Origin of the sequence: Qingshengfaniella alkalisoli (assembly GCF_007855645.1) — a bacterium.
Taxonomy (GTDB): Bacteria; Pseudomonadota; Alphaproteobacteria; order Rhodobacterales; family Rhodobacteraceae; genus Qingshengfaniella; species Qingshengfaniella alkalisoli.
In genome coordinates this window covers 2,191,415-2,206,484 of record NZ_CP042261.1, presented here as the reverse complement: position 1 = coordinate 2,206,484, position 15,070 = coordinate 2,191,415, and the positions used below count along the sequence as shown (strand labels likewise).

Genomic DNA, 15,070 nt, shown 5'->3' with positions numbered 1-15,070 from the left:
GTCGCCAGCCTTCACGGAGGCCGACCGTCAATCGGCATTCGAGCAGGGCTATCGGTCCGGCTGGGACGACCACGCAACAGAGGCCGCAAACTCCGAACGCGCATTGTCGGATGATCTGGAACGGAACCTGCGCGATCTTGCCTTTACCTATCACGAAGCCAAAGACCACCTGCTGCGCAGCCTAGAACCGCTCATTCACGACATCGTCGGGCAAGTATTGCCGGAAATTGCAAAAAACTCCCTGCCGCCAATCGTTGCTGAACGGTTGGACGGCTTTGCTCGCCTGCATCTGAACCAGCCGATTGAACTGGCCGTTTCCGCGCAAGATCACGATGCAGTACAGGCTCTCCTGCCGCCCAAGACTCTGTTTCCGTTGAACGTGGTCAAAGACCCGTCAATGAAACATGGGCAGATCCGGCTGCGCAGCGGCAAGCTTGGCTGTGACATCGATATGCCTGCGTTGCTTAGCGATATTCAGGGCGCGGTGGACGATTTCTTTACCCTAACTACAAGGAAGCAAGCCCATGTCTGACGGCACAGAAGCGCCGCAAACCTTAGATACGAAGCAAAACAAGCGAAACCCGTTCGATCGCGTGCCGATCGAGATCCGCGTGACCGTCGGGCGGGCGCGTCCATTGGTGCGTGAGTTGTTGAATCTTCGGCCGGACGCGGTCCTTCCACTGGATCGAAGTATTGACGACCCAGTCGATCTGTATGTCGGTGACCGTCTCATTGCCCGCGGGGAGTTACAGGAGCTAGATGGTGAACAGGCCGGGCAACTGGCGGTTCGGCTGATCGAGGTCACAGAATCGCATGACAGCCTTTAGCATCGCGCGCCTTCCGGCGCTTGCGATTGTGCTGACCATCTTCGGATCAAACGCCGCATTCGCACAGGACACCGCGTTGCCCCTGCTGGGCGAAGGGTCGATTTCCGCACGTTCGATACAGCTGTTCATTCTGCTGACCGTTCTCAGCCTCGCGCCCGCACTTGCAATCATGGTGACGTGTTTTCCGTTTATCGTCACGGTGCTGTCGATCCTGCGCAGCGCTCTTGGACTGCAGCAATCGCCGCCGAACATGCTGATCATCAGCCTGTCGATCTTCCTGACCTATTTCGTCATGGACCCGGTGTTCACACAAGCCTGGCAGCAAGGTGTGACACCGCTGCTCGCCGAACAGATCGAGCCTGCGGAGGCGTTCACCCGCGTGATCGACCCGTTCCGTACCTTCATGGCGGCCCGCCTTGACGCCGATGCGTTCAAAAATCTGGCAGCTCTGCGTGACCCGACCGAAGCCGGCGCACAGCCCCGCGACGCTGCACTGTCACTCCTGGTGCCATCTTTCATGCTGTCGGAACTAGAACGCGCTTTCGAGATCGGCTTTCTGGTCTTCCTTCCGTTCCTGATCATCGACCTGGTCGTGGCAGCGATTCTGATGTCGATGGGTATGATGATGGTGCCGCCCGCAATCGTGTCACTGCCGTTCAAGCTGGCCTTCTTCGTTGTCGCGGATGGATGGAGCCTTCTGTCATCGGCGCTTGTGCGCAGTTATTTCTGACCGGGCGCAAGCCTGGGGCCGGAACTATTCGCTTGCGCCTCTCGCCCGGATTCTCAAGGATACGGGCGTGAGCAACGAAGCAACACAAGAAGCACCACTCCGACAGATCGCATGCCCGCAATGCGACGCGCTGCATGATTGGCCTGACCTACAATTCGGTGCAACAGCCCGATGCAGTCGTTGCCATACCGTTCTGTTAGCACCAAGGGAAAACAGCCTGCGAAACCTCGTCAGCCTGACGCTCGCGGCGGTAATACTGATGATCATGTCGATCTCACTGCCATTCCTGTCCATCAGCGCGGCAGGGATTACCGTTTCGTCGTCCATCCTGGACGCGGTGATGGCCTTTTCGCACAACGCCATGGCCCCGCTGTCTGGCATTGTCGGGATACTGATCGTCATCCTGCCAGCACTGCGGCTTTATTCGTTACTTTATGCGCTTGTGCCCGCGCTTCTTGGGCGACCACTGCTGCCCCGTGCGAAGATGCATCTGCGCAACGCGATGCGTTTTAGGAAATGGGCGATGGCCGAGATCTTCCTGGTGGGCGTCGCTGTCGCGCTGGTGAAGATTGCCGGCCTTGCCAGTGTATCTTTCGGGCCAGCCTTCTGGGCGCTTGCGGGGTTTGCACTTCTGATTGCCGCCGAAGATATCCTCGTTTGTGAGCCGAGCCTATGGCAACGCATCATCCGACAACAGCCGTCCTGAGCGCCCGCCATGCCGGGCTGGTCGGATGCAGCCGCTGTGCGAACGTGTCGCCCATGGGCACGACCCATTGCCCGACCTGCGGCTCGCGCCTGTTCAGCCGCTACCCCCGATCGCTCCAGCTGGTCTGGGCATGGTGGCTGGCAGGGCTGATCGCCTATATCCCCGCCAACTTGTTCCCGATGCTGATCACCGACACGATCACGTCCCACGACGCGAGCACAATCATCGGCGGCGTCATCGAACTGATCCATTACGAGGATTATTTCGTTGCGGCCGTTGTCTTTCTGGCGTCCGTCGTGATCCCGATCGCGAAATTCGTCGCAGTCGCCTATCTCGCCATGATGGTCCAGATGCGCCGCAATGACCAGCCCCACCGCCTGCACCGATTGTACGAAATCGTGGAGTTCATCGGCCGCTGGTCCATGATCGACGTCTTTGTCGTGGCAATCCTGACATCTCTGGTGCAATTGAACGTGATCGCACAAATTCATCCCGGAGCGGCAGCTATCTGCTTCGCAATCAGTGTGATAGCCACGATGATATCGGCGATGTGTTTCGATCCGCGTTTGCTGTTCGATGTAACGGAAGGCCACAAGAATGACTGACCCTACCCCCGGCAAGCTCGACATCGAAACGGCGGGCAAAAAGCGTCGGTCGCTGCCTGCGGGTCTGTCACCTGTGTGGCTCGTTCCTATAACGGCATTGGTCATAGCTTTGATCATCGCTTTCCAGCAGGTTTCGCAGCGCGGGCATTTGATCGAAATCTCGTTCGAAAACGCTGATGGCATTGTCGCGGGTCAGACACAGATCCAATTCCGCAACGTGCCAGTCGGCACCGTGGAGCAGCGCCGATTTTCGGAAGACCTGGCAGAGGTGATCGTCACTGCCCGGATATCGAGCGAACTGGAAGACTATGTCGATAACAGTGCGGAATTCTGGATCGTGCGGCCCGAGGTTACGCCGCGTGGTGTATCCGGGTTGGAAACCGTAATCTCTGGTGCATACATCCAAGCCAACTGGGACGCGGAAAAGGGCGAGGCCAAGACCAGTTTCGTCGGGTTGGAAACGCCGCCGGTCAATACAACTGGACGGGACGGGCTCGAAATCCAACTTATTGCGCGCGAAGGTGGGCGGCTCAGTAGCGGCGCACCCCTGATATTCAAGGGCGTGGAAGTTGGCCAGATCGGCCAGCCTGAATTGTCGCCCGACGGGTCCACGATCGTTGCATCCGCTTTCATCAACGCGCCTTATGATGGGCTGGTCACGACCTCGACAAAATTCTGGAAAGCCTCCGGATTTCAACTGAATGTCGGTTCATCAGGGATTTCGTTGGAAGTTGCCAGCCTAGCATCGCTTGTGGAAGGCGGTTTGGAATTCGGTACACTTGTCTCCGGTGGAACCGCCGCGAAATCCGGGCAAGCATTCGAGGTGTTCGAGTCAGAAGGCATAGCACGCGAATCCGTCTTTGCGCCGGGCAGCTCCAATCATGTCATGATCGGCATCATGTTCGACGGTACGATCAGTGGACTGACCGTGGACGCACCAGTCGAGTATCAAGGACTACGCGTCGGGACCGTCACCAATCTCGCAGCGGTGGTCGAAGGGGAGGGAGAAGATCGTAGTGTCGATCTACGCGCCGATGTCAGCATCAACCCGTCTCAGCTTGGCATGGATGAACAGACCAGTGCCGAAGACGTGCTGGCCTTTCTGCAGCAGGAAGTCGAGAACGGACTTCGCGCAAGACTGACGAACCAGAACCTGCTTAGTTCCTCATTGAAAATCGAACTAACCCAAGCGGAAGATCCGGTACCTGCAGAGATGGATTTGGACGCCGAACCCTACCCGCTTCTCCCTAGCAGCGACGCCGACATTTCTGACGTCTCCGCATCCGCACAAAGCGTGTTGGACCGCGTCGCCGCACTACCTATCGAAGAGCTCATGCGCGCGGGCACCAATCTTTTGGTCAATGCCAATACGCTGATCAGCTCGGAAGAGGTACGCGATGTACCCCGCAATGTCAGCGCCTTGCTAGAAGACGCACGCGGGATCGTAGGTTCGGAGGAGGCGCAGAACCTGATCCCTGAACTACATTCAACCATCAACGAGTTGCAGAAAATCGTCACCCGCATCGGTCAAGGCACTGCGGTGAATAACCTCTTGGCTGCTCTGGAGCGCGTCGACAGCATCAGCGAATCCATCGACGCGACCGCTGCGCAGTTCCCCGACTTGGTAGAAAAAATCGACGCACTGGCGACCAAGGCAAACACGCTGCCGCTGGAACAGTTGGTGCAGTCCGCAGACGATGTTCTGGCCAGCGCGAACGACTTGATCAGTTCCGAAGAAACCGCCCAAATCCCGGCATCCCTATCTGCCGCACTGGACGAACTATCCGCGTCTCTCGAAGAATTGCGCGCAGGCGGTGCCGTCGAAAATGTGAACGAGACACTGGCATCTGCCCGTGTTGCTGCCGAAGCCGTTGAGGAGGCAGCAGCCTCTCTGCCGGCTCTGTCCGCCCGCTTGCAGTCGCTTGTTGCGCAGTCGGAAACCGTCATCGCTGCCTACGGGTCGCGTTCCGAGTTCAACGCGCAGACCTTGGCCACAATGCGTGATTTGCGCGAAGCCGCGCGGGCTGTAACATCGCTATCACGTGCCATCGAACGTAACCCCAACTCCTTGATACTGGGAAGGTGATATGACTCGAAAGACACTGCGCTTTTCACTGCTGGCCCTGCCCGTCGCGCTGGCCGCTTGCGGAACGCCCAACATTTCGCAGTATACGATCAGCGCACCGATGCCTCAGGCACGCGTTCCAGCGCGTGTGTCCTCCATCGAAGTGCGTGACGTATCCATCCCGCGCTATGCTGCCGCTGACGAGATAGCTGTTCTCGAACCCGATGGTGCGATCCGGGCGATCAAGGATACCTCATGGGCGGATGATCCACAGCGCGCCGTCACGATGGCGCTGGCACGTGATCTCGGCGCAATTACCGGCGCGCGGGTGGCGGCGGAGCCATGGCCGTTCGGAGAGTTGCCTTCCGCCCAGCTTACCGTCAGGGTCGATCACATGCTCGCGGGGCTGGACGGGAACTTACGTATGACCGGCCAATACATCGTCGCGCCAGTAGCGGTGCAAATGACCGACCGCTCCGACCGTTTCGACATAACAATCCCTGTTGAAGAGGCCACCCCGGTCGCCGTTGCGCGTGCGCAAGGCAAGGCGGTGACGCAATTGGCCGAGATCATCGCGCGAAAGATCGCGCGGTGATCTGCTCTATTTCACAAGTCTTTGCGTGGCGGCGTAGCCAAGCGTTTCACTGACCCACTGGCGCGTCTGCCATGGCGTGCCGTCACGACCAAGCCAGTAATCGTTCTGGATCGACTGTCCGTCGCCACTTGTGCAGACCTCACGCATGTGGCGTGTCGTATGTATTTGCTCCAGCACGTTGACAGTTTCAGATCCAACGCTGCCCAGCGAGCAATTCAGAGATACGACCTGAATCTGGTCCAGCCCGTCAAGGTAACGCAGATCTCGGCTGTAGCTGCCGACCTGACCACGCTCAAGCATCCCGCGCAATGCCCGAGTCTCAGCCGTCAGCAAATCGGGCCCGATACCGCGCGTACTGAACAAAACCGGCCCGTCCATCGACACCGTGATGTCATCGGCCGTGGCCCAAGTCCAAACACCGTTGTTACGCGCCTTCACCTGAACCAGCGCAGTTGCATCGATTTCAGGGATGGCAACCATGGTCAGCGGCACGTTCACATCGGAAATCGCAGCCCGGTTCACCCCGGATATCGGAGGCTGGTCGGTCGGCTGATCCCCACGGCTGAACAAGTCGGATGCGAGCTCTGATATCTGATCATACCCAGATGTGCCCGTCCGGTCGGAACTGCACCCTGCCAGTCCAAGCGCCAATACAGACACCGAAAGAATGCGGGAAATTGAATTCAACTTCATCGCCAGAACCGTCCCCATTCTTCCTCGCGTCTGTAGTCCTGTCCGTCATCAACCTTGCCATACAAGCGCCCCGGTACGGACAGGCGGGCACCACCGTCGCGTGTCAGCGGCCTGACGGTAAAGCTGCTTGCCGAACGGGTGGACCGTCCTGTCATCCAGTCGAGTGGAATGGTCATCGTGATACCCTTGTCAAACGATCCTTCGCCAAAGTCTTCCGACGACACATCGGTCTTCGTCGCAAAGGCTCCGACGCGCCAGCCGTTTTCAAACACGCGCTCGATGCCGAGGGTTGCGCCATAATCGCCCGCCAGATAACGGCCCACATCTACCTGAGCCTGAAAATCATCCGTGAACTGCCAGTAAAGCGAGGCGTGACCCGTCACGACGTCATAGTCGCGCAACCCGAAACCGCCATCATAGTCCCGTTGCTGGGCATAATTCAGTTCCGCGCCAAGCGCCCATTTCGTGTCATGCGGCGCATACAGCACTTCCCCCGATACACCAGCATACATGCGCTCCAGATAGCCCGCAGTCATTCGACCATAAAACGCATCCCCCGGCTGAAAGTAATACGCGCCATAAAGCGTATCGATCCATGGGTCGCCCTCCTTGTCATACAGCGCAAAATCGCTGCGGACATGGGGAAGCTCCGAATTGGATTCACGTTCAATCTTGTCGAGGTTGCCAACGACCTTCTTGTTGACACTGCCTGCAAAGAGCAGCCCAGCGGTTGGACGCCAACTCGCCCCAGCTGTGACCCCTAGATCTGCTCGAAACGGCTGATCCGGGTCGAACAGTGACGTGCGCAGGTACGGCGCGATTTCCCAGCCGAACTGTGGATAGATGCCGTCGACATAGTCCCCGGCCTCAGGTTTTAGCGGCAGCTGCTGGATCTGAGCCCGTGCAAGCATTTGCTCCGCGCCATCGGGCTGCACCTCGAAATACTCGATATCTTTCCGCGCAAAGGTCACACCCGGCAGACGGATCCCATCGACCATTTGCACGATCGTGAACTGCTCGACCGACGATGGCATGACGCGGGCCATGACACGGGCGGTGCGGCCTAGCGCCTGCGCATCGGCACGATACTTGGCGTTGCGCATATAGGCCGTAGCACTTTGGGCGGATAGTGACAGCGCCTCAAGTTCCATTCCCTGTTCCAGAAGGGCTTCGGCGGTCATGGTTTCGACTTCACTGCGATCTTCGCGGGATTCAACCCAATCGGTCACGTAGAGTTCTGGTCTGTCGGCCCGACTTGGACGCGGCAGAACCGGCGGCGGCGCACTGTCACGGATACCGCCTTGCGGTGGGTTCTTCGGATTAATCGAAACGCTCGCGGTAAAGCCGAACTCACTACCATACATCGAGTACGCACCGAGCCGAACATCTTCAGTCAACTGGTACTCAACACCGAAGTTATATGGCGAGTCCTTCTCGAAAATACCGAGATCGTCGCTTTCAGTGGTGTAGTCATCGCTGGAGTATTCAGCCTTAAGCGTCAACTTCGGAATTGGTCGCCACGCGATCCCCGCGAAAGGTGCATAGTCACCGCGGAACCACTGATCCGCCTCGAACTCGCCGCCTTCACCAACCTCTCGGTCCGGTCGCGTCCCGGTCCCGCCAATGGAACCATAGGACCCCAGGCGTCCCCAGCCCAAACCGCCGGTTACAGTCACCTTGTCGCCGAAGCTTTTCGATGCTGCCAGAAACTCTCCCGACCAGATGCCGGTGCCCACGACGTCCTGGAAACCCAAGGTCACGCTCGGCACATATCGGCTTTCTTGAAGAAGTTGGATGCGCAGATCGAAACTGCGGTCGTAATAGGTGCTGAACCCACCGGAATCCCAATCCTTGAACTGGGAATAGCGGAAGCTGCCCGACACACGCGGCATCACCTGAAAACTCAGCGTCGCGCGTGTAACGCCGCCAAAGGTACTGATCGTCGTCGCGATTTCACCATCGGGCATAACTTCGCCCGTCGGCATGTCCATAAGTCCCGGCAGGCCGTAGAAGCCCAATTCGTTGGTGGTAGAACGGGGCGTTTCCTGCGACATCGCCGGCATAGCCACAGTCACGAGGCACAACACCGAAGTTGTAAGTCTGATCACCGCTTCACCTGCTTCTTCTCGTTCTTCGATCCAACACCTATCCGTATCATGGGGTAGCGTGCAATGGGCCCGCACCCTTTAGACGGTGCGCTGCCTCCCTTGTGGCGCTATTCCCACGTTGGGGTTCAGCCTACCTGCCCTTGCGCCGGACGCATAGATCCTTCCACCCAGCGCGCAAGGACCTCCCGTGCGGCGTCGGGATCGCTGACGTCGATGGCATTGCGTAAATCCTTGAGCGCCGTCGCGATTTCGATCTCGGACAGGCATATTTCCCGAGCGCGTGTGATCTTGGGGTGCTGCGTAGTCATGAATTCTTCGCCGATCAGTAGCTCTTCATGCAGCTTTTCTCCCAACCGCAGGCCAGTGATCTTGATCTCTATATCGCCATCAGGGTTCTGGTCGTCCCGAACTGTGTAGCCCGCCATCTCGATCATCTGATGCGCAAGTTCACGGATAGGAACAGGACGCCCCATATCCAGCACGAATACATCCCCACCCCGCGCCATCGCCGCGGAAACCACGACCAGCCGCGCCGCTTCGGGGATGGTCATGAAGTAACGCGTCACATCGGCATGCGTCAGCGTGACCGGACCGCCATTGGCAATCTGTTCTTCGAATAAGGGAATGACCGAACCAGACGATCCGAGCACATTGCCGAACCGCACGATAGAAAACCGCGTATCCCCAGGACGCGAGGCCATATCCTGCACGATCATTTCGGCCATTCGTTTCGAGGCACCCATCACATTTGTCGGGCGAACTGCCTTGTCCGTGGACACCAGCATGAAACGTTCAACGCCGTACTCCCGGGCCGCTTCCGCCATGGTGCGCGACCCGAACACATTGTTGAACAGCCCCGTTAGGGGATTTCGTTCCACCAGCGGCACGTGTTTGTAGGCCGCCGCATGCAGGACGATCTGCACGCCGTGGGCCTCCAGCACGTCGCGACAGACACGTGCATCGGTGACAGAGCCCAGCATCGGCACGATTTCCACCCCGGTTGACAGGGCATTCATTTCGCCGTCGATTGTATAGAGCGCCAGTTCACTGCTATCAAGCAGTACGATCCGCGCAGGACGGCAATGCAGAAGCTGGCGACACAGTTCAGACCCGATGGACCCACCGGCCCCGGTCACCAGAACCGTCTTGCCGCGAAAAACCGGCATGGCCGTCGCCAGATCGTCGTCGAACTGCTTGCGTGGCAGGAAATCGGCAGGTTGTACCGGCTTCAGCTTATCAACCAGTTCTTCCTCGCCTGCCAGTTGCGCGAAAGACGGAAGCGCCTGAACCTCCAGCCCAAGCGGCGTCAAGCGTTTGGAAATGCGCATCTTCTGCGGCGCCGACAGCGATGGCATGGCGAGCAGCACGCGTTGAATGTTCTTCTTCCGTATCAGGTCTTCGATGTCTTTCGGCGCGATGACCGGCATACCGGCGACCGTCATCCGGCGCATCGCCGGGTTGTCGTCAATGAAAGCCACGGGTTGAATGCGCGGGTCGTGCCGCAAGGCGGTCGCCAACTGCATCCCCGTTCGTCCCGCACCATAGATCAGAACACCCGTGCGCGGGTTCTTCATATGCAGGATCGCAAGAAAGACTCGGCGCATCATCAGCCGTATTGCTACGGTTCCGACGAACAGGATCAGGCCGAATGTGAAATAGGCCGACCAATGTACCGGGCTGCCCGCCACCATATTCAAGAGTGCTGCTGCCAATCCGACCACTACAGCGTGCAACGCAGCGGGCGCAGGCCCAGCGGTTTCGGTGTCGTTCAACTGGATCCGGTTCATCCCAAGCGCGTAGGAAAGGGACCCGGACAACACCATGAGCACCGGGATGATTTCCCAGTCATTCAGCAGCCCATACGGGACCGGTCGACCGATATACTGGATAGCCAGCGCGACGAACATTGCGACGGGAATGGTCAGGACATCGGCGAACAGCAGAATAAGCTGCTTCTGTCCCCGAGTGAGATTCGTTGCAAACTTGTACAACTGGGTTTGTCCCATCGTCTTACGCTAAGCGAAGTTTAGCTGGTAATCAGCACGAACTCTCGTCTAGCAGGAATGCAAGCCCTTCACCATAAGGCAACCGGCTCCCTCGATGGATTGCGACCATTTAACAACGGATTGCGGCGATATCTTGCCACAACAGAACGACATCACGCCCGGTGGTTGCATTCGCCGCCATTAATCAATCAGTGCGCGAAATGTTCGCCACAGAATCCAGAGATCAAAACATACGGAACTATGCGCTTGATATATCAGATCCAGGCGCCCCTTGGTCGGGACACAACGTCGAAGATAGGCATCGTGCGTTTCCGTCGACGTGTTGCACCCTGACAGGATCCAGTTCTCATGGCTATGATACAGAAGTGTTGCCAAGCCGGTCAGCCCCGGTCGTGACTTCAGGACCTTGGCATACAACACCGGTGCGGCTTCCACATAGACACGCAAGGGTGGGCGTGGACCGACCAATGAGATATCCCCTTTCAGCACATTGATAAGTTGCGGCAGCTCATCCAGACGGGTTTTACGCATAAAGCGGCCCGTATGTGTGATCCTGTTGGCTTTGTCTCCGCCGGTAACGCCGCCGTCCTCGGGATCGTCTCGCATCGTACGAAACTTGAGCAGCGTAAACCCGGTCTGAGGTGTTTTCATGCGCTCGGACCGAAATAAGACAGGCCCGCCGTCCCGTAGCAGTATCGCAAGGGTTACGCCGAGCATCACCGGGGAAAAAAGGATCAGCAGAATGATCGAGGTCATCACATCGAAAATGCGCTTGGTCCACGTCATCGGAGCGCCTCTTCCGCCGCAAGCCAATCTGCGACCAACCCGGCAGCATCTGACCGCGCATGCCCCACCAAAGCGGGATAAGCAGCGTGCAATGCCGACAGGTCGAGCGTCAGGGACGAAGTCGCATCTTGGGGTGCAGGCCGGGACTTCCAATAGTTATGACGCCCCTGGCCCTCTAGCGCAGCTAACATATCAGACATCGCAATTCCGTCTGCGTTATCTGCCAAATTCAGGATCCTCGGCGGCTCCGCGACAGCCTTGGGAACCTCCAGCACCGTGCGTGCGAGTGTTACCGGGCTAAGATAGCTCCGCCGCGGAGACGTTTGATCGGAGAAGCGGTCAAGCAGAAGCGGCGCATCCTCGGTCGCATTTCGTGTGGCGCGTGACAAGGCATCGGCGCCAACCACATTGGCGGCGCGAAAGACGATCGTCCCACGCAAACCCGCTCGAAGAGCTTCGACTTCCATGGCCAGTTTCGACGCACCATACGGGTTCGTGTCCTCCGGAACATCCTGTTCACGAAATACACCCGCGACACCGCCATACACCGCCGCGGTAGAAAGCAGCACGGTTCGCGGAACGTCGGTGAGCGCCGCTGCATCCAACGCCAATTGCGCAAGCTGGACATTTCGCCCCAGATCCGCATCTCCAGCAGGAGTGGCACCCCACAGCACCGCAACGACATCTGGACGGAAGGTCGCAAGCGCCGTGACGACCGCCTCGGCCCCATCCATCAACGGATTACATATCAGATCACTGGACGGATCCTTACTGGACTGAACAAAAACGGAAACATCGGGAAACGTCGCTCGGAAAGCCCCGCGCAGAAGACGTCCCACGGCCCCACCGCCGCCCAGAATGGCGACGCGCGGCTCAGGCATTCACCTGCTTCATGTTCTTGCGGTGAACGGCAATGGCCTCGTTCACATCATCGTAGAGCGTCAGGATACCATTGTTCAGCACCGCACCCATGTCACACATATCGCGCACCTGGCCCAGTGAATGGCTGACCATGAAGGCCGGCGAATGCTTCAGGCGCTCTTTGAAAATCTCGGCACATTTTTCACGAAATCGCTGGTCTCCGACCGATGTGACCTCATCCACAAGATACACGTCGAAGGGGACCCCCATCGACACGCCAAATGCCAGGCGCGCCTTCATCCCCGAGGAGTAGGATCGCACCGGCATATGAAAATAATCGCCAAGCTCACAGAAATCCTGAACGAAACGCAACAACGCATCTGTATCGGCACCGTAAATGCGGGCGACAAACCGCGTATTCTGTGCGCCTGTGAGGTCCGGATGAAAGGACCCCGCGAACCCTATGGGCCAAGACACGTTTCCCCTCCGGATGACCCTGCCCGTGGTCGCGTCCTGCGTACCAGCAATCAACCGCAGAAGGGTCGATTTGCCTGCCCCGTTGCGCCCCAGAAGGCCCACGGACTTGTCAGAGGGGAATTTCACCGAACAGCGATGCAGCACGGTTTTATGCTTGCCGCCCTGCACAGGGTAGCTCTTCGACAAGTTCACGAATTCGATCATCGAAGCCAAATTAGCGGCGATCCCGGATTGAGTAAGCTACCAGCACGAATAGCGTCCAGATCAGGAACGCCATGACCGACACCAGTATGGTCAGCGTCACGCGGCGCGGATAGATCGCGCTTTCGGCCTGTGTCGGCTGGATGTGAACAGCGAGATACCGACTTTGCCGGCGGGCCTCGGCAACCGCAGAGTCATAGGATGCGAGCGCGGCGAGATAGGATTTCTCGGCAAACTCGCGGTCCACAAGCAGCCCTTCATATTCACCGACAATGCGCGACAGCGGGTCGTTTTCCTTGGCGCCAACCTGCGCTGCGCCAATGTTCTCCCGCTCATCCAGGATACGCGCCTTGATCGCTTCGATCGTACGGTCCGCCTGCACGATGCGCGGATCATTCGGGTTCTCCGTCGTCCCAACAAGCGTGTCGCGGCGGATCATTGCTTCGGCCAGACTTTGCTGCAACGCACCAATCACACCCATCTGTCCGGCCAGGTCAGCCGTAGGGTCAACGATCTGTTCAATGTCACGAAAGCGGGACAATTCCAGCCGCGTTTCCTTCAGGCGCACGGCCGCCTTGTCCAGTTCTTCCTGCGCCAGCCGGATCGTGTCGTCGCGGGCGATCTGGCTAAGTTCGTTGATCAGGCTGCTGCTTTCCTCCAGAATGGCCTGCCCGATCCGCTGCGCGTCTTGCGGGTTGAAGGCTTGCACTTCCAACGTCATCAAGCCGTTATCAGGTTCATAGATGATGGAAACGATGCGGCTCCAGTAATCAACGAGATCTTCCAGTGACGCGGACGGGTCCAGCGCGAAAACCGGGTCCTGATCATGATGCACGTTGAACATGCTGCGAAGATCGACGTCCTGATCGATAATCTCGACCATCCGCTGGGACTGGATGAATTGATACAGAATGTCCGAGTCCGGCGTGTTCATCGGCGACACGCCCAGGGCCGGGATTCCGGCAAAGGATTCGAGCGCCGACCCGGTGTCCTCCGTGCGGACCGAAAATGCCGTCGTAGAGGCATAGCGATCTTCGGCGCGGAGCCACAAATATCCGATAGTCAGCAACGCGGGCAGCAGCACCATGACGACAAAGCTCAGCCCCAGGAACTTGTGCCGACGCTTCACAGTCGCTTTTGGCACCGCGCGCGATGCAGCATTGCGCAGCTTAACGACCGAGGCCGGACCCTTCTGCGCCGCAGCAGGTTTGGCCGTTGCCGACTTGGGAGCCTGCGGTTTTTGACCCTCTGCGGATGTCGGCTCTTTCGATGGTTCTGCCATGAACGTCTTCGCCTGAGTATTTGCAATCAAAGCGATCTCGTCGCCTTCAGGTCCAGTCTATACCACCCGCAACCGAAACGACAATCGCCCTTGATCGAAACCACCTGCGCAACATTGTGTTGCCAAACCCTGTCACTAGTCTTCCAGTGTCCCGATCACCGCCAGACAATCCCCGGTCTGGATCAAACCCGGAAAGTGCCGTGCCGCGAGCACGCCTGAAATCTGCGCGTAGTATTCCAGCGGCACCACACCGGTTCTGTCGGCGGGCCAGACACGAGCGATCAGGTCCCCTTGGGCCACCTGATCCCCCAGATCGACGGTCGGCTCCAGCAAGCCCTCAGAGGTCGCGAAGTGGTAGCAAGCCTCCGACGGCATGTCGAGGAAACTTGAAGTTTCGATAATGGGCTCGCCCCCCAGAATCCCCGCGTGGATGAGGACATTGCGCGCACCCTTCTTCGCGATCCGAGATGACCGCGCGGTCGCGCTTCCACCGCCGCCCAACTCGGTCGTCACGAAGACCTTGCCCTGCGCCTCAACGCTGGTGTCATACATGCCCACGCTGTCGATCTCGCGCAGCATCATCGTGTAGGGGGCATTGAAGGCAGTCACCGCAGCGACGCACGCGTCCTGCTGGCTTTGCGAATCCAGGTAATGCGCGCAAGCGAAAGGAATGAAGTCCAGCGTTTTGCCCCCCGAATGGTAATCCAACACGATGTCCGCCATCGGGACCAACGTATTCTCAAAGTAGTCCGCGATCTTCATCGTTGCGGTGCCATCCGGCGCCCCTGGAAAGGCCCGGTTCAGGTTCACGTTGTCGATGGGCGATACGCGGGTCGCAGACCGGAACGCAGGGTAGTTCATGTAGGGCACGATGATCACACGTCCCGCGATGTCTTCGGGCTCCAGTTCCCATGCCAGCGATTGCAACGCGACAGGGCCTTCGTATTCGTCCCCGTGATTGGCGCCGGTCAAAAGCGCAGTTGGCCCGTCGCCATTCCGAATGACCGTGATCGGGATCATGATCGCGCCCCACGCGCTTTCATTGCGTGAATGAGGCAGACGCAGGAACCCGTGATATTTGCCGTCGTCGTCAAACGGCACTGTCGGGGTGATGGGATTCGTTGTCAT

At 58.5% G+C, this 15,070-nt stretch carries 15 protein-coding genes; 7 read left to right on the top strand and 8 right to left on the bottom strand.

Annotation, left to right across the window (positions count from 1 at the left end; genetic code table 11):
* Positions 1-103: 103 nt before the first annotated feature.
* From FPZ52_RS11100 to FPZ52_RS11070, 7 genes are all read left to right on the top strand, one after another.
* Positions 104-532: a hypothetical protein gene (locus FPZ52_RS11100; protein ID WP_146365499.1), complete on the top strand. Its 429-nt coding sequence runs from the start codon at positions 104-106 to the stop codon at positions 530-532.
* Positions 525-827 (top strand): FliM/FliN family flagellar motor switch protein, encoded by a 303-nt coding sequence (locus FPZ52_RS11095; protein WP_146365497.1) that lies wholly within the window; start codon positions 525-527, stop codon positions 825-827. Before FPZ52_RS11100 ends, FPZ52_RS11095 begins: the two co-directional genes overlap by 8 nt.
* The gene (gene fliP, locus FPZ52_RS11090; RefSeq protein WP_146365495.1) at positions 814-1,557 is read left to right on the top strand and encodes a flagellar type III secretion system pore protein FliP; all 744 of its coding nucleotides are present in this window, start codon (positions 814-816) and stop codon (positions 1,555-1,557) included. Before FPZ52_RS11095 ends, fliP begins: the two co-directional genes overlap by 14 nt.
* Positions 1,558-1,624: 67 nt before the next feature.
* Positions 1,625-2,263, top strand: a complete 639-nt coding sequence (locus FPZ52_RS11085) for a paraquat-inducible protein A (protein ID WP_168201313.1) — start codon at positions 1,625-1,627, stop codon at positions 2,261-2,263.
* Positions 2,230-2,868 carry a paraquat-inducible protein A gene (locus FPZ52_RS11080; protein WP_146365493.1) on the top strand — a complete coding sequence of 213 codons (639 nt, stop codon included), beginning with the start codon at positions 2,230-2,232 and terminating at the stop codon, positions 2,866-2,868. Before FPZ52_RS11085 ends, FPZ52_RS11080 begins: the two co-directional genes overlap by 34 nt.
* Positions 2,861-4,954 carry a PqiB family protein gene (locus FPZ52_RS11075; protein ID WP_146365491.1) on the top strand — a complete coding sequence of 698 codons (2,094 nt, stop codon included), beginning with the start codon at positions 2,861-2,863 and terminating at the stop codon, positions 4,952-4,954. The genes FPZ52_RS11080 and FPZ52_RS11075 overlap by 8 nt, the downstream gene beginning before the upstream one ends.
* 1 nt (position 4,955) lies before the next feature.
* A complete protein-coding gene (locus tag FPZ52_RS11070; protein ID WP_146365489.1) occupies positions 4,956-5,528 on the top strand; it encodes a PqiC family protein in 573 nt (190 codons plus the stop codon).
* Positions 5,529-5,534: 6 nt separating this feature from the next.
* Here the strand turns inward: FPZ52_RS11070 and FPZ52_RS11065 are convergent, their stop codons facing one another.
* The 8 genes from FPZ52_RS11065 to doeB all read right to left on the bottom strand — a co-directional run bounded on the left by FPZ52_RS11065 (position 5,535) and on the right by doeB (position 15,070).
* Positions 5,535-6,221, bottom strand: a complete 687-nt coding sequence (locus tag FPZ52_RS11065) for a YjbF family lipoprotein (RefSeq protein ID WP_168201312.1) — start codon at positions 6,219-6,221, stop codon at positions 5,535-5,537.
* The gene (locus tag FPZ52_RS11060) at positions 6,218-8,329 is read right to left on the bottom strand and encodes a YjbH domain-containing protein (RefSeq protein WP_240804357.1); all 2,112 of its coding nucleotides are present in this window, start codon (positions 8,327-8,329) and stop codon (positions 6,218-6,220) included. The genes FPZ52_RS11065 and FPZ52_RS11060 overlap by 4 nt, the downstream gene beginning before the upstream one ends.
* 125 nt (positions 8,330-8,454) lie before the next feature.
* Entirely contained in the window at positions 8,455-10,335 is a 1,881-nt protein-coding gene (locus FPZ52_RS11055) for a polysaccharide biosynthesis protein (protein WP_146365486.1), read from the bottom strand.
* A gap of 180 nt (positions 10,336-10,515) precedes the next feature.
* A complete protein-coding gene (locus tag FPZ52_RS11050) occupies positions 10,516-11,121 on the bottom strand; it encodes a sugar transferase (RefSeq protein ID WP_146365484.1) in 606 nt (201 codons plus the stop codon).
* Positions 11,118-12,002: an NAD-dependent epimerase/dehydratase family protein gene (locus tag FPZ52_RS11045; RefSeq protein ID WP_146365482.1), complete on the bottom strand. Its 885-nt coding sequence runs from the start codon at positions 12,000-12,002 to the stop codon at positions 11,118-11,120. Before FPZ52_RS11045 ends, FPZ52_RS11050 begins: the two co-directional genes overlap by 4 nt.
* Complete coding sequence (locus FPZ52_RS11040) at positions 11,995-12,663, bottom strand: ABC transporter ATP-binding protein (RefSeq protein ID WP_146365757.1); 669 nt, start codon at positions 12,661-12,663, stop codon at positions 11,995-11,997. The genes FPZ52_RS11045 and FPZ52_RS11040 overlap by 8 nt, the downstream gene beginning before the upstream one ends.
* Before the next feature lie 10 nt (positions 12,664-12,673).
* On the bottom strand, positions 12,674-13,942 hold the full coding sequence (locus FPZ52_RS11035; protein WP_146365480.1) for a KpsE/RkpR family capsule polysaccharide export protein: 1,269 nt from the start codon (positions 13,940-13,942) through the stop codon (positions 12,674-12,676).
* Positions 13,943-14,077: 135 nt separating this feature from the next.
* Positions 14,078-15,070: a N(2)-acetyl-L-2,4-diaminobutanoate deacetylase DoeB gene (gene doeB, locus FPZ52_RS11030; protein ID WP_146365479.1), complete on the bottom strand. Its 993-nt coding sequence runs from the start codon at positions 15,068-15,070 to the stop codon at positions 14,078-14,080.